Annotated in this window: 17 protein-coding genes and 1 other annotated feature; of the genes, 6 read left to right on the forward strand and 11 right to left on the reverse strand. The window is 38.9% G+C overall.

Features of this window, described 5'->3' with window-relative positions; genetic code table 11:
- Position 1 precedes the first annotated feature (1 nt).
- From hutI to WQ54_RS00875, 10 genes are all read right to left on the reverse strand, one after another.
- Positions 2-1,258, reverse strand: a complete 1,257-nt coding sequence (gene hutI / locus WQ54_RS00830; RefSeq protein WP_046510688.1) for an imidazolonepropionase — start codon at positions 1,256-1,258, stop codon at positions 2-4.
- Positions 1,255-2,934, reverse strand: coding sequence for a urocanate hydratase (gene hutU / locus WQ54_RS00835; protein ID WP_046510690.1), 1,680 nt, complete (start codon positions 2,932-2,934; stop codon positions 1,255-1,257). The genes hutI and hutU overlap by 4 nt, the downstream gene beginning before the upstream one ends.
- A 228-nt stretch (positions 2,935-3,162) precedes the next feature.
- Positions 3,163-3,789, reverse strand: a complete 627-nt coding sequence (gene kynB, locus WQ54_RS00840) for an arylformamidase (protein WP_046510692.1) — start codon at positions 3,787-3,789, stop codon at positions 3,163-3,165.
- Between the two features lie 14 nt (positions 3,790-3,803).
- On the reverse strand, positions 3,804-4,658 hold the full coding sequence (kynA, locus tag WQ54_RS00845) for a tryptophan 2,3-dioxygenase (protein WP_046510694.1): 855 nt from the start codon (positions 4,656-4,658) through the stop codon (positions 3,804-3,806).
- Between the two features lie 104 nt (positions 4,659-4,762).
- Positions 4,763-6,049 (reverse strand): kynureninase, encoded by a 1,287-nt coding sequence (gene kynU / locus WQ54_RS00850; protein ID WP_046510696.1) that lies wholly within the window; start codon positions 6,047-6,049, stop codon positions 4,763-4,765.
- A gap of 178 nt (positions 6,050-6,227) precedes the next feature.
- Positions 6,228-7,538: a Na+/H+ antiporter family protein gene (locus tag WQ54_RS00855; RefSeq protein ID WP_046510698.1), complete on the reverse strand. Its 1,311-nt coding sequence runs from the start codon at positions 7,536-7,538 to the stop codon at positions 6,228-6,230.
- Between the two features lie 121 nt (positions 7,539-7,659).
- Positions 7,660-9,186, reverse strand: a complete 1,527-nt coding sequence (gene hutH, locus WQ54_RS00860) for a histidine ammonia-lyase (protein ID WP_046510700.1) — start codon at positions 9,184-9,186, stop codon at positions 7,660-7,662.
- Positions 9,187-9,309: 123 nt separating this feature from the next.
- Positions 9,310-9,753 (reverse strand): hut operon transcriptional regulator HutP, encoded by a 444-nt coding sequence (gene hutP / locus WQ54_RS00865; RefSeq protein ID WP_046510702.1) that lies wholly within the window; start codon positions 9,751-9,753, stop codon positions 9,310-9,312.
- A gap of 326 nt (positions 9,754-10,079) precedes the next feature.
- Complete coding sequence (locus WQ54_RS00870; RefSeq protein WP_046510704.1) at positions 10,080-11,552, reverse strand: response regulator transcription factor; 1,473 nt, start codon at positions 11,550-11,552, stop codon at positions 10,080-10,082.
- A 33-nt stretch (positions 11,553-11,585) separates the two neighbouring features.
- The gene (locus WQ54_RS00875; protein WP_231597420.1) at positions 11,586-12,371 is read right to left on the reverse strand and encodes an ABC transporter ATP-binding protein; all 786 of its coding nucleotides are present in this window, start codon (positions 12,369-12,371) and stop codon (positions 11,586-11,588) included.
- 298 nt (positions 12,372-12,669) lie between these two features.
- Positions 12,670-12,881: a binding site (T-box leader), on the forward strand.
- A gap of 321 nt (positions 12,882-13,202) precedes the next feature.
- Between WQ54_RS00875 and argS the strand changes: the two genes are divergently transcribed.
- From argS to WQ54_RS00895, 4 genes are all read left to right on the forward strand, one after another.
- On the forward strand, positions 13,203-14,891 hold the full coding sequence (argS, locus tag WQ54_RS00880; RefSeq protein WP_046510706.1) for an arginine--tRNA ligase: 1,689 nt from the start codon (positions 13,203-13,205) through the stop codon (positions 14,889-14,891).
- Between the two features lie 130 nt (positions 14,892-15,021).
- Positions 15,022-15,309, forward strand: a complete 288-nt coding sequence (locus WQ54_RS00885; protein ID WP_046510707.1) for a hypothetical protein — start codon at positions 15,022-15,024, stop codon at positions 15,307-15,309.
- 330 nt (positions 15,310-15,639) lie between these two features.
- On the forward strand, positions 15,640-15,897 hold the full coding sequence (locus WQ54_RS00890) for a CD3324 family protein (RefSeq protein WP_046510709.1): 258 nt from the start codon (positions 15,640-15,642) through the stop codon (positions 15,895-15,897).
- Positions 15,898-16,048: 151 nt separating this feature from the next.
- The gene (locus WQ54_RS00895; protein WP_046510712.1) at positions 16,049-16,687 is read left to right on the forward strand and encodes a FusB/FusC family EF-G-binding protein; all 639 of its coding nucleotides are present in this window, start codon (positions 16,049-16,051) and stop codon (positions 16,685-16,687) included.
- 28 nt (positions 16,688-16,715) lie between these two features.
- Here WQ54_RS00895 and WQ54_RS00900 read toward each other — a convergent pair whose 3' ends face one another.
- Positions 16,716-17,351, reverse strand: coding sequence for a LysE family transporter (locus tag WQ54_RS00900; protein ID WP_046510714.1), 636 nt, complete (start codon positions 17,349-17,351; stop codon positions 16,716-16,718).
- A 167-nt stretch (positions 17,352-17,518) separates the two neighbouring features.
- On the opposite strand from WQ54_RS00900, the gene gvpU reads away from it, so the two are divergent.
- On the forward strand, positions 17,519-17,932 hold the full coding sequence (gene gvpU, locus WQ54_RS00905; protein ID WP_046510715.1) for a gas vesicle accessory protein GvpU: 414 nt from the start codon (positions 17,519-17,521) through the stop codon (positions 17,930-17,932).
- A gap of 146 nt (positions 17,933-18,078) precedes the next feature.
- Positions 18,079-19,467 (forward strand): amino acid permease, encoded by a 1,389-nt coding sequence (locus tag WQ54_RS00910; protein ID WP_046510717.1) that lies wholly within the window; start codon positions 18,079-18,081, stop codon positions 19,465-19,467.
- The last annotated feature ends 42 nt before the right edge of the window (positions 19,468-19,509 follow it).

Here is a 19,509-nt window from a genome sequence, read left to right on the forward strand (position 1 = left end):
GCTACACCACCTTTACACCTTTTTTCCACACCGAATTGACATGGTTGACACCAAATAAATATTGCAATTCCTGATAATTTTTCACATTCCATAAGACGATATCTGCCTGCTTTCCAACCTCAAGTGAACCGATTTTATCGTGGCGGTTAATCGCACATGCAGCATTATAAGTTGCTGCTGTTAATGCTTCGGCAGGTGTAAGACGCATTGAGATACAGGCCAAGTTCATCACTAGAGGCATGGAGGTTGTTGGTGAAGAACCTGGGTTACAATCCGTTGAAATGGCCACTGCCACACCCGCATCAATCATTTTTCTTCCCGCTGCTGCTGTTTCTCGTAAATAAAGGGCAGTTGCCGGGAGCAAGCAAGCTATTGTTCCTGATTGAGCCATTGCTTTAATGCCTGCCTCTGAGGCTTTCAATAAATGTTCAGCAGATATGGCTCCTATTTTCGCAGCTAATTCAGCACCACCATAAGACTCGATTTCATCGGCATGGATCTTAGGGATGAACCCAAAACGTTTTCCTGCTTCCAGCAGTCGTTCTGATTGCTCAGGTGTAAACACACCTTTTTCACAAAAAACATCCTGAAATTCTGCCAATTTTTCTTTTGCTACCACAGGGAGCATGTCTAAAATTATATGTTCAACGTACTCATTTTCACGGCCTTTAAATTCTGGAGGAACAGCATGGGCCCCCATAAATGTAGGCACGATTTCGATCACATGCTGTTCCTGCAGTTTTTTCATGACTCGAAGCTGCTTAAGCTCTGTTTCTAAGTTCATTCCATAGCCGCTTTTTCCTTCAATCGTTGTCACACCATGTGCGAGAAAGGAATCAAGTCTGCCTATTGTTTGTTCCATTAACTGTTCTTCAGAAGCTTCTCTTGTCATGCGGGCAGTCGCATGAATTCCCCCACCCGCATTCATAATCTCCATATAAGCAGCACCTTCAAGGCGCATTTCAAATTCACGTTCCCGACTTCCTCCGTAAACAACATGTGTATGAGGATCCACAAGTCCTGGAGTAACCAAATGGCCCGAGGCATCCACAACTTCTGCTTCATCAAGTTTGTGAGCATACGCTTCCTTTATTTCTTCTGTTGTACCAACAGCCTGAATCACACCTTTCTCAATCCATAAGCTGCCATCCTCTATTAAACCAAGTTCAGACATTGCTTCTTTCGAACGCGGTCCTTTTACATCAGAAGCTAATGTTGCCAGTTGAGCAGCATGTTTTACCCAAATTGGCCTACTCATTCTTGATCAGCCCCTTTATCTAGCATTGGCATCTTAATACCTTTTTCACGTGCTGTTTTTTTGGCAAGCTCATATCCGGCATCAGCATGCCGAACGACTCCCATGCCTGGATCGGTAGTAAGTACTCGTTCTATTCGAGCTTCCGCTTCCTTTGTTCCATCCGCTACAATGACCACACCAGCATGAAGAGAGTAGCCCATCCCGACACCGCCGCCGTGATGCACAGAAACCCATGTAGCGCCGCCAACAGCATTTACCATAGCATTTAATATCGGCCAGTCTGCCACAGCATCTGATCCATCCTTCATTGCCTCTGTTTCACGATTAGGCGATGCAACAGAGCCTGAATCTAAGTGATCGCGTCCAATCACAATCGGCGCTTTTAATTCACCGCTTGCAACCATGTCATTTAAAATCTTTCCAAAACGGGCACGTTCACCATATCCTAGCCAGCAGATACGGGAAGGCAGGCCTTGAAATTGAATTTTATGTTGGGCCAATCGGATCCAGTTGCATAAATGCTCGTTATCACTGAATTCTCGTAAAATCGCTTGATCTGTTTTATAGATATCTTCTGGATCACCTGATAAGGCCACCCAGCGAAACGGTCCTTTTCCCTCGCAAAATTGCGGACGAATATATGCTGGAACGAAACCAGGGAAAGCAAATGCATTTTCGATTCCTTCATCTTTTGCGACCTGGCGAATGTTATTACCATAATCAAACGTGACAGCACCCTTTTCCATCATGATAAGCATTGCTTCAACATGTTTTGCCATTGATGCTTTTGAGCGTCGTACATACTCATTAGGATCATTGTTTCGCAGGGCTTCAGCATCTTCAAGCGACATACCTGATGGAATATAGCCATTAAGCGGATCATGTGCAGATGTTTGGTCTGTTAAAGCGTCAGGAATAAAGTTTCTTTCAATCATTTCTGGAAGAAGATCAGCAGCATTCCCTAACAAACCTATGGATAATGGTTTCCCTAACTGTTTCGCTTCAGTAGCCAATTGAATAGCTTCATCCAATGTTTGCGCTTTCACATCTGTGTAGCGTGTTTGAATTCGACGATCAATTCTTGTCTCATCCACTTCAATTGCGATGCAGACACCACCGTTCATTGTGACAGCAAGCGGTTGTGCACCACCCATTCCGCCAAGACCAGCTGTTACAGTGATTGTGCCTTTTAGAGTACCGTTGAAATGCTGTTTCGCCAGCTCCGCAAACGTTTCATAGGTACCTTGAACAATTCCTTGTGAACCAATATAAATCCAGCTTCCTGCTGTCATTTGGCCGTACATCATCAGTCCTTTTTTATCAAGTTCATGGAAGGTTTCCCAATTAGCAAAGGCCGGCACAAGATTTGAATTTGCAATAAGAACACGCGGTGCATCCTTGTGGGTTTTAAAAACTACTACAGGTTTACCTGATTGAACAAGCAATGTTTCATCATTTTCTAATTCCTTGACTGATTGAACAATGGCATCAAACGCTTCCCAATTTCGTGCAGCTTTTCCAATTCCCCCATATACAACAAGCTCATCCGGTTTTTCAGCAACATCAGGGTCTAAATTATTCATCAGCATACGAAGTACCGCCTCTTGCTGCCATCCTTTTGTATTTAAATCTGAACCTCTTAAACGTGTAATCTTGTTATTTGTTATTGCCTTCATTTCTTTCTCCTCCTCTTTTGTTGTTACTATCATTTTATACTGAGTCATCTTTAAAATAATTTATAGTTTATTGATTATTTTATAAATTGTTTCACTATATTTTATTAATTTATATTTCTTATAAATTATTTCATGGTATGTTCAACACACATAAAAAACATAGAAAAAGCGACCTTGTCAATTTTTAATCAAAAGATAAAGGGCCGCTTAATTTTAGTTGAATAACCCCTAGGTCATTTTTTTAAGGACAGCGCGTACTGGACTTCCATCTCCTTCAACAAGCGGCAGGGGAAGAGCCGCCATTTCATAATCACCAGGGAGCACATTTGTTAAGACAAGCCCCTCTAAAATATGAATGCCATGGGCAGAAAGTTGATGATGGATTAACAATTCTTTACTTTCCAATGGGTCAACTGAGGGCAAATCAACACCAAGAAGACGAATTCCGACTTCAGAAAGGTAATCAGATAGCTCCGGCTGGAAATAAGGAATTGATTGAGGAAACTTCTGCCGGTCCTTCCAAGCATCCGTACGTATTAACAGACGAACGACACCTTTAAGGTCTAAACCAGATAATTCTTTTACTCCAATATAACTTTTATTTGGGAGGTGAATGACCTTTGCTTTTCCAATAAAGATGTTTACATCCAAGTCAATCACTTTTTTCCCGTCATTATCAAAATGAAAAGGGGCATCAACATGGGTTCCCGTGTGTGTACTCATATTAAGTTGACCAACATTCACTGATCCACTTTCTTCTTTATTGGTTATCAATTTGTTAGAGAAAGGTGTGTCACCTGGCCAAACTGGCACCTTTTCATCCAAGGCTTGTGATATATCAATCCATTTATTCATGTCTCCATCTCCACTTATAGTTTCGTTCTTACACTCCATAGTTCAGGGAAGAACTGTTGTTCCAGCACTCTTTTTAAATACGTTACGCCAGATGAACCGCCCGTACCTTTTTTATGGCCAATTATTCTTTCTACCGTACTCATATGGTGAAAGCGCCATGTTTGCTGATGATAGCCAATATCCACAAGTTTCTCAGCAAGCTCATATAAATCCCAATGATGATCAACATTGCGGTAAACAGTCAGCCATGCCGCTTCAACGCTGTCATTCGGTTCATAGCTTTGTGCGAAATCCCTTTCGATTACTTTTTTATCGACAGGCAATCCATTTGCAGCAAGTGCTTGAATGGCCACATCGTAAATACTTGGTTTCTGAAGAGCCTTTTGCATTTTCTTAAATAGGTCTGTCTGATGTTGATAGACTGATAGTGTGTGAGCATTCTTATTTCCCAGCGCAAATTCGATTAATCGATTTTGATAAGATTGAAATCCTGAGGAGCTCCCCAATTGATCTCTAAACTCCATATACTCTGCAGGCGTCAACGTGGAAAGTACGTTCCATGATTGAATCAACTGCTGCTGAATTCTCGAAATACGCGACAGCATTTTAAATGACGGTTCTAACTCATTTTTGCTGATGCAGTGAATAGCTGCTGATAACTCATGCAAAATGAGCTTCATCCAAAGTTCACTCGTCTGATGGATAATAATAAACAGCATTTCATCATGATGACTTGAGCATCGATGTTGGCTTGCTAAGATTTGATCAAGCTTCAGATAATCTCCATATGACATTGCATGCTGGAAATCCGTTCGAATTCCTTTTTCCAGCTCCTTTCCACTGTTTGAATCATTTTTTTTATCGCTCATTTTGGATTCCCCCTTTGTCATACCTATGCTCCGATTACCTGCTAAATCTCAAAACCAATCATTCTCCTATTTATTTTTAAAGTGGTTTGTAAAAAATATTCCCTTTACGAAACTACTTCACGCTTATTCTCGTATTTTTCATACTGTTTTTCTAACATAATCTTCTTAAGAATTTGCACCACTTTCCAAACATCCTCGTATGACGTATAAAAGGCCACAGGTGCTAGCCGAATGATGTTTGGTGATCTGAAATCTGGAATGACACCGTTATCTTTTAAAGCTTTGCAAATGCGGGCAGCCTCATTATGTTCAAGACATACATGGCCTCCTCGTCGTTCATCCTCTCTTGGATTTCCAATAAAAAAACCGCAATCTGCACATTCATATTCAATTAAATCCATTAAATATTGATTGATGTTTAGCGACTTTTTCCGAATCGTTTCTATCCCGACCTCAGCGAAAAGTTCCAAGCAACCTATTAATGGGGCTAGGCTTAATATGTGTGGTGTTCCAATTTGATACGCTCCTGCCGATTCAGCTGGAGTGAAAATATGGTCCATATCAAATTGCTTATCTTTTCTAGATCCGAACCACCCCGCCAGTCCAGGATTAGTTCCAAAATGTTTTTTATTGACATATAAACCGCCAACAGCGCCTGGTCCTCCATTTATATGTTTATAATGACACCAGTAAGCAAAGTCAACTCCCCATTCACTAAACAAATGCGGGATGGCACCGACCGAATGACATGCATCAAATCCAATTAGAATTCCTCTTTTATGCGCTTCTGCTGTTAACCGTTTCATATCAAGGATTTGACCGCTGCGATAAAGTACCGTAGGCATAATCATGACCGCAATTTCATTTGTCATCGCCTCGATGATATCATCCTCTTCTAAAAATCGGCCATCTCTGCTTTTTACACAAATGAGATGGGTATCAGGATCATATCCACGAATGCGAAGCTGACTTTGAAGGGCATATAGATCAGAAGGGAATGTTAGTTCATCAGCTAAAATTTTTGTACGCTTTCCTTTAGGCTTATAAAAAGTTGCAATGAGCTGATGCAGGTTTACAGTAGTGGAGCCTGTTACAATCACTTCTTCAGGAGAAGCGCCTACTAACGGGGCACACATTTTACCTAGTTTCTCTGATAAATAAAACCAAGGTTGTTTCCCTTGAGTCCAGCCATCGATTCCATGCTCCTTCCAATCGTCTATACATTCAAGCAGAGTACGTTCAGCTCTTTTTGAAAGAAGGCCCAATGAATTCCCGTCCATATAAATGCTGTTAGGCTTTACATAAAACTCCTCACGAAACCGTTGAAGACTATCTTCTTTGTCAAAATGTTTTGCAAAATCTAAAGTAGGTTGAAAGAAATTCGAAACCATGGATCTTCCTCCTTTTTTTGATTCATATTAATGTAATGAAATTCTTACTTAGAAATATGACAGAGAGCATAAAGGATATAACCTATTTGCCATAAAACGAGGTGGGGTAGGGAGTATTTACATCATAGAAAAACCAGGTATCTGGCCTATTACACAGATATACCTGGTTCGAATTTAGTTAAAGCACCATTGCGGCAATAATGCCAAAGACGAATAAAGGGATATTAAAATGCAAAAAGGTTGGCACACATGTATCCCAAATATGATGGTGTTTTCCATCTGCGTTTAACCCTGAGGTTGGGCCTAGCGTGCTATCTGATGCTGGTGAGCCAGCATCCCCAAGTGCACCAGCAGTTCCAATTAATGCAGCAGTCGCCATTGGAGAAAATCCGACTGTTGCACAAATCGGAACGAACAGTGCAGCAATAATTGGGATTGTTCCAAATGAAGAGCCAGTTCCCATAGTAATAAGCAAGCCAATTAGCAGCATTACGACAGCAATAACAAATTTATTGTCACCCAATATTCCTGTTGAGTATTTCACAAGCTCATCAATAGCACCAGTTTCCTTTAAAATTGTCGCATATCCTGAAGCGATTAACATAACAAATGCAATCATTCCCATCATTTTAATCCCTTCATTAACAACATTTTCTCCTTCTTTAAATGGGACAACCGTGAACAGAAACATGAGAATAATCCCTGTTATGCCTCCCAATACAAGGGAGCTGGAAACTAGCTGGACGATCAGCGCACACATAATAGAGACAATTGTAAAGAAATGACGTTTCGTAAATGATAATCCGCTCTCTACGGACGCTGCTGCCTCATTAATGAACACATGATCACGTTCAGGGATTCCACGAGCCTTTCCATAAGAGATAAAAATCGCAATTAACACTCCAATAATCATGCCAAGTCCTGGTAATAGCATTGAGTATGCAACAGATGAAAGCGGGATGTCCATACCGCTTGCTTTCATTTCGTCTGCGATAATCCCATGAAATATTAGCCCAAACCCGGCTGGAATCATAATATAAGGCGCCTCTACTCCAAACGTTAATGCACAAGCAACACCTCTGCGATCGATCTTCATCGTGTCAAATAAATGGAGTAAAGGAGGAATTAAGATCGGAATAAACGCAATATGTATCGGAACAATATTTTGAGATAAACAAGACACTCCTGCGATTGTCAACAGCAAAATGGAGCGTTTACCATTTAAAGCGCTTACAAGACTTTTCACTAGAAAGCCTGTAATTCCCGAATAACCAATCATTACAGCAAAAATACCTAGCATAATATAACTTAATGCTGTATTCGCCTGGCCTCCCATGCCCGAAATCAGCATATTTGTCGCTTCCACTAATGACAGCCCTTCCATCAAACCAGCTATACCCGCTGCAATTAAAATTGCAAACATGACATTTACACCTAGAAGACTCAATGCAGACATTACAATGACTGAAACTACTACTGCACTTACCATTTGATCATCCTTTCTAACGTTTCGAATGCATTACATTTTGAGTTATTACTATATGGAAAGGGAACAGAGCTTTACCTCATCACATTAACAATAAATGGATCTGTCCCCTTGATATCTCTACTTAATTTTTTGTTTGAGTCTTCTTTTCTCCTAAATAATCAAAGTGGAAAATTCCCTCTTTCAACCATTCGTTCATTGCTTCAATATCCTTAGAGAAAATTCGATCTTCACTAATAAATGGGATGATCTTTCTGCCTTTTTCTAAAAATGCTTTTGTTGCTGTTGCCATTTTATCTATACCGCGTATTTCAGCTGCCTGCATCCCGCAAATTGCTTCAATCGCCAATACTCTGCGTGTATTTGTAATGACTTGATAGGCATGCCGCGAACCGATTGTCCCCATGCTGACATGATCCTCTTGGTTTGCTGAGGAAGGAATGGAATCAACACTTGCTGGATGCGCCAATGTTTTGTTTTCAGAAACAAGTGATGCTGCAACGTACTGCATGATCATTGCTCCTGATTGGAGACCAGGCTCCGGACTTAAAAATGGCGGCAAATCATTTAATTGCGGATTCACTAAACGTTCAATTCGTCGTTCTGAAATATTAGCCAGCTCTGACATTGCAATCGCTAAAAAGTCCATTGCTAGTGCAATCGGCTGTCCGTGGAAATTTCCCCCTGATAAAACCTTATCACCATTGTCAAAGATTAATGGATTATCTGTTGCTGCATTCATTTCAATCTCCAATTTTTCTTTTACATAATTTAACGTTTGCCATGTTGCTCCATGTACTTGAGGGATACAGCGAATTGAATAGGCATCTTGGACACGTAGTTCTCCTTGATTTGTCGTTAGATGACTATCACTAAGAAGTCCGCGAATTCGCTCTGCAACTTCTACTTGCTCTTTATAGCCCCTTGCAAGATGGATATCTTCATCAAAGGCATCAATAATTCCTCGGAGCCCTTCGATGGTCAATGAGGCAATTAATTCCGTTTGGTAAGCTAGTTTTTCAGCTTCTATATAGGCTAAAGCCCCCATTGCTGTCATCGCCTGTGTTCCATTGATCAGGGCTAACCCCTCTTTTGCTGTTAATGTGATTGGAAAAATCGACTCTTTTGTTAAGGCATCAATCGCAGGTACTCTCCTGCCTTTATAGAAAGCCTCACCTTCGCCAATTAAAACGAGGGCAAGATGGGAAAGCGGTGCTAAATCACCACTTGCTCCAAGTGATCCTTGCTGAGGAATAACAGGATGGATCCCTGTGTTTAATAGGTCTAATAACCGTTCAATCACAACTGGACGGACACCAGAAAAGCCTTTTAGCAATGCGTTGGCACGAAGCAGGATCATCGCCCGTGAAACGACCTCTGGAAACGGTTTGCCAATTCCGCAAGCATGGGAACGAATGAGATTTAGTTGCAGAGCCTCTACATCTTCCTTGCCAATAAGAACATCACTAAATTTTCCAAAACCTGTTGTAATCCCATAGACAATTCTTCCTTCTGCAACAATTTTATCCACCGCTTTACGGCTTTCTTGCACTTTTCTCATACTTTCTTCCGAATACACAACCTTTTCACCATCAAAAAGAACTTTCTTAAGCTCAGAAAATGTAAGTGTTTGACCAGTTAATATAACCATCTTTATTTCTCCCTTCAACATCCTTTATTTAAGTAAAGAGGCAATAGAAAAGGGGGCTATATCAATGAAATCAAACATGATTTCAAGATATAGCCCCCTATTTACTAAAATACTATGGGCAAATTATATATGATTAATGCCTAAACCAATGGTTTCATGCTCAGATCCCTTAACCGGTGCACCAATTGTGCCATATAAGGAAACAGCAATCCAATCTCCCTCTTGCTCATTATCATACGGATTCCCCCGCAATACCGCAAAAGATAAGCCAACCGTTCTCAGTACGGACCCTAATTGAACCTGGCCTCTTGTTACACCATGAAGCGCCTCGATTATTGCATGGTATAATGCATGTGATTCTCGATAAACATCAGACTGGATGATCTCATTTTTCTTTGCTGCTGTTTCAATAGCAGCAACTACTTTATGTGCATCCATCGACCCCACTTTCCCTACACAACCCTTCCAATTCGACTGCTCGAGTTTTGCCAGCTGTTCAGTTGAATCATCGGATAGTAAAAGAAGTATGGCGTGCCGACCGATACGACGATCTTTATTCAATGCCATATAAACAACTCTTTCTCACTTACTACTTATCTAACATATTCTAATAGCTAATAACTAGTTTCATTGTAAGCGCTTGAAAATAGAGTGTCAACCATATTTTTGTAAAGCGAGTCTTATCAGATCTTTACGGGCAGTTCTTTTACTTGAATTATGAAGTCAGGTTTATTGCCCGTTTAGATGGGATCTATCGAGACTTCCTTCTGTGGGAGGTTTTTATTCCGCTGCATGTTGTGCAGAGACTTATTAACAACTGGTAAGATTAAAGTGCCATATCTTCCACTATGATATGAAAAAGACTCAGTATTTGTGAAAGATGCAGATAATAATTATTGTATGCCTGAACGATAGGCAAATGGTGTACAGCGTTCCAACTGTTTGAACTTGGCATTAAAATATGTTTGATGTGTATAGCCTGTTAACCGAGAAATTTCCTCTATCGAAAGTTCGGTATCGTGCAAAAGCCGTTTTGCTTCTCGAATCCGCATTTGATGCAGTGTGTCTCGAAACGACTGTCCAGATTCTGCAGCAAAGCGCCTGCTCAGTGTGCTTTTGTTTATCCTGAGTGCTTGAGCACATGCAGCCAAATTCCACTGTGCATCCCAAAAATTTGCTTCCATCATGTCTTTTACCTTTTCGACAAGTGTCTCTGTACCTTTCTGGAGACTGTCATTCCTTGCTGCAAGCAGATGAGTGACAAATGTAAGCAGTTCAGAAACAATTTGATACATGACCGGATTTCGAATAATTTGCTGAAAGACATTGTGGTAGGCTATTTCCCAGTCCGCTTCATCTGTTTTATATGCCTTCATATACCTGCGGATTTGAGCCAAAACACTTGTCAATCTGATTCGTACCATGTCAGGGCTTGGATAAGGTTTTTTATAGGTAAAAAATTCATGCTCTACCCATTCGCGAATCGCTTTAGTATCCCTTTTTTCAAGCATTTCAATCCACTGGCGCTGTTCGAGCGGTGTCAGAAAAGGATCCATGTCCCGCCACCTTACTCGTTCATCTCCCGACAAAATAATGTCATACCCTTCAAAAAAAACTTGCTCAGTTAATTCCATTGTTTGTCGATAGATTTCTTTTAACGTACTCTTACCAGCAGGCGAATTCAACACAAGGGCTAGGGGCTCATCCATTTGATCCTTCCAGCTTGCGAGAAATGCTCGACACTCCTCCTTAAAATAAGACAGCTCCTCTGTTTCATGAATCCCTAATATCGATTGTGATAAGGCAAAAAAACGAAACTTTCCAGTAAACGGAAACACTTGGAGTGTTTCATATACATAAGGCAATGTATGCCCATTTGGAGTTATAAATGCCGACATGATAACCGGTTTCGGATGGATTTTGTCAGTCAAGAAAAAATCAGCATAATCGATATAAACTTGATCAGCCTTCTCCTTATTACTGCTAACAGGAATTTGCTTATGATTACGAATTTGAAAACGTAATTGCTGGATTTGTTTAATTAAATCTGCAGGAGAAAACGGCCGGAACAAAATATCCTCCGCATGCAGTCTTAGGCCGCGATAGGCAACCTGAAACACTCTCTCTGAAGAGATCCCTAACCAGCGAATTTGTTTATTATGCAGCACTTCTTTTAAAGGATCATCATTCAAAGCCCATTTATCCATATCTATGATGACAAAGTCTGGCTTCTCATGCTTAATTGCATTTGAAAGTTCATTTACCTCTTCAAATGACGTCAATTGGATTCCAGTTACATGTGATTGTATAATCCAGCGTATCCCTTGTGCTTCAAGTCCATCTTTTGCTACCAGATAAATCTTCATTTCTGCAACTCCTAAAACTTATTAAGAATGAATCTACTGTTTTCTCCTCAAACTAGCTCGTCCATTTTCCCAATTTACGAAAACATCAAGCTCAAAAAGCTGTGAGAGCTTTTCTTCTGATATCATCTCATTCGTACACCCAGAAGCGAACACCTCACCGTTTTTCAACAAAAGCGTATGAGAAAAAATGGGTAGAATTTCTTCTATATGATGTGTGACATACAAGAAAGTCGGGGCATTTTCACGTTTATTTATCGTCTCTAATGCTGCCAACAGCTGCTCACGTGCTAGAAAATCCAGGCCTGTAGTCGGCTCGTCTAAAATTAATAGCTCAGGATCAGCCATTAATGCTCTGACAATTAGTACCCGCTGTCTCTCCCCCTGTGAAAGTGTTTCATAGGCTCTGTCAGCATAGGACAAACAATGAAGTTCCTCCAGAAGTCCAATTGCTTTTTGTCTCATTTCATCTGTAGGTTCCTCATATAAACCTATAGAAGCAAAAGCCCCGCTTAAAACGATTTGAAATGCCGTATCAGAGGGATAGAGCTTTTGCTGTAAATTCGAAGACACCAATCCAATTTTCTGACGCAGCTTTTCTGCTAAATAATCTTTTCCAAACACTTTACCTAAAACAGTTACACTTCCTGTTGTAGGGAAATAGTATGCACAAAGCATGTTTAAAAGCGCTGTCTTTCCTGCACCATTCAATCCGTAGAGCACCCAGTTTTCATGTTTATGTATGGTCCAATTTATTTCTTTTAAAAGCCAGTGTCCGTTTCTTTTTAACGATACGTTAGAAAGTTCAATTATTGCTGACACATTTGCCTCCCCCTTTTCTTTAATGTCTATAAATTACAAACATTATATACTGATGTTTCATAATTTAAAAGCGACCTTTAGAGCCGCTTTTAAATCTATATTCATATTAAGTTATTTATCTTTAGATTTTTCTGACATATGTACTTAAAAAAGATAAGCAAATATTACTATAATGACCATATGTCTTCAATAATGGACTTTAGTTATAGAAAAGCAATGACTAAATATATTTCTCCTAATTTTGTAAATTTTTCATTGCTTTCTTTTCCTAAATTCTTTATAATCGCTTAAAAGATCATTTCGTTCGATGACGAAGAGAGTAATTTTACAAAAATTCCAAAGCGAGTTAGGGTTGGTGGGAGCCTAATGGATTATGTAAAATGAAGCGCACTTCTGAGATGCTGTTCTGAATTCATAGTAGGTTCAGCCGGGGTACTCCCCGATATCAAGGGCAAAGAAGGTTCAGGTTGAACAACAAGAGTGGTACCGCGGGCAAATCTCGTCTCTAATTTAGAGGCGGGATTTTTTTATTTTTGGTCTGATCTAAAAGAATGTTGTTTTTTACGTAAGAGACGTCAAACTTGTCTGTTGATTTTCCCCTATAGGCGCTTGCTTACTAAGAGTGGTCCGGGAGCCTCCTCAGCGCTTAGCGTCTGCTTGGTCTCCCCAGTCACGTTCATAGAACTGTTTACGTAGGCACAATCAGTTTTTTGCAGACTATAGCTAACATTTTATCCTCGTATTTCAAGGATAATCTTAAAATCACTTCTTTGCCTTATTAACAACAAGTCTTGCGAAAACAGTTTTATTTTAAAAAGAAAGGTGATAAAGATGGATTTACAAACCATTTATGCAGAAGAAATAACGAAAAGCTTAGACGGTATTCTCTCATATGAAAACATTATCAAGCTAATCGAGAAGCCTAGATATGCCAGCCAAGGTGATATCGCATTCCCATGCTTCACTTTGGCAAAAATCTTAAAGAAACCACCAAATAAAATTGCCAATGAACTTGCAACCGGCTTCGATCATCCAATGTTTGAAAAAGTTGTCGCAGATGGACCTTATGTCAATGGATTCTTTCAAAAGAAACTGATCAGTAAAGAAGTGATTACCTCCATTATTGACCAGGGAGAGCACTATGGTTCAGCACAGATTGGCAATGGCGAGAACATTACCATCGACTTCTCATCGCCAAATATTGCAAAGCCCTTTTCAATGGGGCATTTGCGTTCAACGGTTATTGGAAATTCTCTTGCTCATATTTTTGAAAAATGCGGTTTTAAAGCCGTTAGAATTAACCATTTAGGTGACTGGGGAACTCAGTTTGGTAAATTGATTGTTGCCTATAAGCTTTGGGGAAATGAGCAGCGCGTAAAACAGAACCCAATAAAGGAGCTGCTAAGCCTTTATGTAGAATTTCATGATGAGGCTGAACAGCAAAAACACCTCGAAGAGGAAGCGAGAATTTGGTTTAAAAAGCTAGAAGATGGAAATGCAGAAGCAACCAAGCTATGGGAATGGTTTAGATCAGAATCGCTTCAGGAATTTTCAAAAATCTATGGGTTATTAGGAATTACCTTTGATTCCTATCATGGTGAAGCTTTTTATAATGATAAAATGGAGAAAACCATTCAATTACTCAAAGTTCAAGAATTACTTTCATCCTCTGATGGTGCCGAAGTCGTCCATTTAGATGAATATGAACTACCGCCATGCTTATTAAAAAAATCAGATGGTGCAACCCTTTATGCAACAAGGGATTTAACAGCAGCGTTATATAGACAAGAAACCTACCATTTCAAAAAAGGAATCTATGTTGTCGGTCATGAACAAAGCCTGCACTTTAAACAAGTATTTCTCGTTCTAGAAAAAATGGGATACAGCTGGGCAAAGAATTTAGTCCACGTTCCATTCGGCTTCATTTTAAAGGATGGCAAGAAAATGTCGACAAGAAAAGGCAAGGTTGTCCTTTTGGAGGATGTCATTGGTGAAGCAGTTTCGTTAGCTAAAAAGAACATTGAAGTAAAAAATCCAGGTTTGCAAAATAAAGATAAGGTAGCAAAGCAAGTTGCAATTGGAGCATTAATTTTTCATGACTTAAAAAATGAGCGATTAAATAATATTGAATTTTCACTGCAAGATATGCTGAAATTTGAAGGTGAAACAGGGCCATATGTACAATACACGCACGCAAGAGCTTGTTCAATCCTGCGAAAGGTTCATGAAGCGGCAAATCTTCCTTTTGTAGGGTTGGACGGAGATGAATGCTGGGAATTAATTAAACTGCTGATGGACTTCCCAAATGTTATTAAGAAGAGCATGAATCTTTATGAACCATCACAAATCGCCAAATACTTGATTGACCTTTCTCAAGAGTTCAATAAATACTACGGCCTGGTAAGAATTTTAGCAGAGGATGCTCAGAAACCGCAGCGTATTGCTTTAGTAAAATCGGTTACGATCGTATTAGACGAGGGGCTTAGATTGCTAGGTATTCAAGCGCCTCAAGAAATGTAGCTGCTCCATAAAGCATGACTTATCACTTTTTCCACCTCCTCTTTAGACTCAATCAGTGAGCATAGTTGAATGGGATAATTTCTCCCATAGCGGTCAAACTAACCAAAAAGAAATCATGGAGGTGCTAAAAATGTTAACGAATGATGAAGAGTATACTGATTTTTCAAACGTTGAAACCCAAAGAAACTTCTTATCAGCTGAAGAATTCCCGGAAGGGTCTTTCGGCTCACCAATTGGCAAGAATAAAAAGGTCGAAAACAAAAATACTCCTTGGCAGCATGGGCAACAATATTATAGTAATTTTGCATACGAAAACCGTATCTTACACGAAGATATGCCAAGACAATTCCCAGGTGCACATCCAACACATGATGAAGAAAGTAAGAATACGGAAGAACCATATAATGACTCTCGTTAAACTTTAGGCAATCATTTGATTGCCTCTTTTTTATGAACCTATATATTTTTGCTAAAGCAAAAGAAAATTGTTGTTTATTTTTTTCACCAAATATAGGAAAATAGCTGTTGTAAGTGAATAAAAAGATTTAAAGAGGTGATTTCAAATGGTGAATATGAAACCTTCACCTAAGACTTCAAACGCCCATGCAAAGCCTGGTATTAGGAAGGCGATTCTTTGCATGGGCCGATCTTATTATTAAATATCGCCCCAGACTTATCAAATGCTTGACTAATATTTCGGCTTTGCACTTATTTTTTGTTTTATAAAAAATAAGGAGCTGAGCGGAAAATGAAATATGTTAATGCAAATCATGTGTTGCCTGAAGAATTGATTAAAGAAATCCAAAAGTATGTACAAGGAGAAACCGTTTATATTCCTAAACCAAAAAGGAATCATCAAAAATGGGGATCCAACTCGGGCAGTAGACAATTAATTGATGACCGAAATACAAAAATAAAAAATTCATTCAAAAATGGGAATGCGATTGACCAATTAGCTGATGAATTTTTTCTCTCTATCGAAACGATAAAAAAAATAGTCTATTAAAATGAATACCATTCGTAAGCACTGATTCATAAACAGTGCTTTTTTATATGGCTATTTCATTTCTAAATTGTTTTTCACCTATTAATTTGCAGACTAAGATTTTAAAATTAAAGGTAATATCATTAATATTTTTACAGAAGGAGTGATAACAATGGAACCCTTTATAAAAAGTTATCAATTCCATTTTATCAAAAAACAAACCCAAATACTTTTGAATGGTCAAGTAAGTACAAAAGATCCTAATGTTTTATATGCTCTTCAATTATTGGCAATCGAAAAAGTATTTGAATTATTTCCTGACATAGATAAGGAACAAGAACAAATACTCAATTTCATTCAGAGTATAAAAGAAAGAGAACAAGCAGAAACATTTTTACTTGAATTAAAGCCTTATGTTATTCCTTTTAAAGACATAAATGATAAATTCTTGAAAAATTTATTTCCGAAGGTAAAAAAGCTAAAGCTCCCAAATCTCGAAATAATCGATTTTAGAGAAATCTCCTATTTAGGTTGGACAGATCAAGCTTCGGAAAGAAAATATCTTGTTTTTGTAAAAGAAAATAAGTTTGTAGGAATAAAAGGGGCATTTAAAAACAGCAATAAAAAAGGAATTTGTTCATTATGCAATTCCCTTGGACAAATAGGAATGTTTATTACTGAATCTAAACCTTCTGTAAAGGGTACCTACATTAATAAGGGAAGATATATATGCCAAGATAGCATGGAATGCAACCAAAAAATAATCAACGAAGAGAAATTAATTGAATTTATCGAGCACATGAATCATTAAACAATAGAAAAAGCTGTTAGCTGGATGATCATTTACCTAGTAACGCCATTAACCCTTGATACCCAAAGTAAACTCCAAATCCAATTAACGAAACCCCTGAAATGATAGAAATAACCTTTAAACTTGTATCATCTAAAAAATTGCGAAAACCGGTTGTTAAAGCTGCGACAAATAAATCCCATACTGCTAAGCCAACAAAAATCATGCAGCTGTAAATCAAAAGCATACTTGCACTGTTGGTCTGGGCGGTTTTCGCTAATACTGACCCATAAATCCCCAGCCAAAATAAGATTGACAACGGGCTCGTACTTGACATGAAAAATCCTGTTAAAAAGCATTTTGATAACGATTCTTTTTTCCTGCTATAGGTAAGATTAATCTTATGTACTCCCAAAATACTTTCTATTCCTGAATAAATAAGGATAAAACCGCCAAACAGCCATAAAAAGATTTGCACCACTGGAATATCTAAAAACTGAACCATCCCTAAGTACACCAAAAACATAAATAAGGCGTCAGCCGCCATTGAGCCTGCCCCCACAATCCACGCATGCCAAAATCCATTTTTAAGACCTTTATCAAGCCGAGCGGAATTAACCGGCCCTATAGGTGCCGCTAAAGATAATCCTAAAAAAATATAACTGATTAATATGCTGATACTCAAAGAACCACTCTTTTCACCGTTTATTTAACTTGTACATTATATGAGAAGAGTTGTCCGCTATGACTAATTGACTCTATTCACAGAATACTCCGAAGAATAGGTCTAAGGTTTAATTTTTCTATTAAGGGCATGATATACATACGAATTTCAATAATGAGGTGGATGTTATGGCCGATAAGGAAAAACAAACTGGCACTGATGATGCCATTATTCTTATGTTTTTAGATCTGGTTGAAGAAGATGGAATCGAAGTAGATGTAACCCTCAATATCCAAGGTGCGATTATTTCTGGGACACTTATTGGAGCAAGCGCCTATTATGAAGGCGTAACAGAAGCATCCAAAAACTTGCCTGACAGCACAATGTCAAAAATCATTTCAAAAAAATTCGGTGATTTAAAAGAAGCTTACGCCAAACAAAAACAAGAGGAAGCCGAGCAGGAGCAGAAGGGAAGTACTAAAACCTTCATTCACTTAAAACATGCCAAGTATCATAGTAAAGCAAACCAACCACCTAATGGCACCTGGTGGAGAGGCAGAATTTCATCAATCGATGGCTTTTCTTTTGATTCACTTAGTTAATTTTTACAAAAAGGAAATCCCCTCCAAATTGTTTGGGGATTTTTTTACTTGATATGTAAAAGAATACCTCTTCTCCTTTAACATTTCATACATATTCACGGCATCCATTTCGAACAATAATAACCAGGGTATAGAGGAGGTAGAAAATGAGTAATGTAAGTTGCAATAATCCGGGCGGTTCCAACCAAGGATCAAATACAGGTTCTAAAGAAGGAAATTTAAAATGGTGGCAGCTATCGTTGATTGGTATTGGCTGCACAATTGGTACCGGATATTTTCTTGGCTCGAGTATTGGTGTAGAAATAACAGGACCCTCTATTGTTTTTTCCTTTCTTTTAGCAGCCTTAGGAACATATATTGTTTTTAATGTTTTGGCAAAGATGACCGCTGAAGATCCTCAAGAAGGTTCATTTTGTTATTATGCCGGCAAGGCTTTTGGAAAATGGGCGGAATTTAGCTGCGGATGGAATTATTGGTGTTCTAATATTCTTATTATGGGCAGTCAACTGACGGCACTAGCCATCCTTTCACAGTTTTGGTTCCCAAAGGTTCCGTTATGGATTTTCGCAGCAGGCTATGCCATTCTTTCAATTTTAGTGGTTATTTCCGGAACAAAAGGGTTTGATAAAATTGAAAATTTACTAGCAATTGTCAAGTTTTCAGCAATTGTGATGTTTATTATTTTAGCTGTTGCTGCCCTATTTGGATGGATAAATGGCGAAAAAGCAAATCCACCCGGGCTTCCAAACTCAGGAAATGAACTATTTACTGGAGGATTTAAAGGATTTTGGGCGTCGCTAATTTATGCCTTTTATGCGTACGGAGGAATTGAAGTCATCGGGATCATGGCGATGCAGCTTAAAAAGAAAGAAGATGCCCCTAAGTCAGGATCTGTTATGCTCTTTGTTTTAGCTTTCGTTTATATTGCATCATTGGGTTTAGCTACGACAATGGTTTCGGTTAATGTTTTCCATGAAAAAGAAAGTCCCTTTGTGACCGCATTGGCGGACTATAACCTTGCATTTTTCCCGCATGTTTTTAATGGTGCCATCATCATTGCCGGATTTTCAACCATGACCGCATCCCTATACGGAGTAACAAATTTACTCGTCACCTTAGCAAAGGATGGTGATGCACCCTCATTCTTTGCAAAAAAGCTTAAAAAGTTTAAAAGCCTTCCCCTCCCCTCTTTGGGGCTTGCAATATTGGGCTTGCTTGCATCCATTATTACAGCCCTGTTATTGCCAGGCAAAATTTATGAGTATATTACAACTGCAGCCGGAATTTTATTATTATATAACTGGTTTTTTATTATCATTTCTGCCTTTCGAAATTTACAGCTGAAAATATGGAATAAAATCTTTGCTTATTTGGGGATGGTTTTAATTATTGCAGCTATCAGCGGAACCTTACTAGAAAAGGCCATTAGACCAGGCTTCTTTGTCAGTATATTATTTGTCGTGATCATTGCCCTTGTTTGCTTAAAAATGAAAAAAGGGTGGAAGAAGCCTGAGAATAAGATTCGTTATTATTAGGTTTTCCTATAGACTGGTCAGCCTTATTTTTTGGTTGACCAG

It is taken from the genome of Bacillus sp. SA1-12 (assembly GCF_000981385.1).
In the GTDB taxonomy this organism is placed as follows: Bacteria; Bacillota; Bacilli; order Bacillales; family Bacillaceae; genus Metabacillus.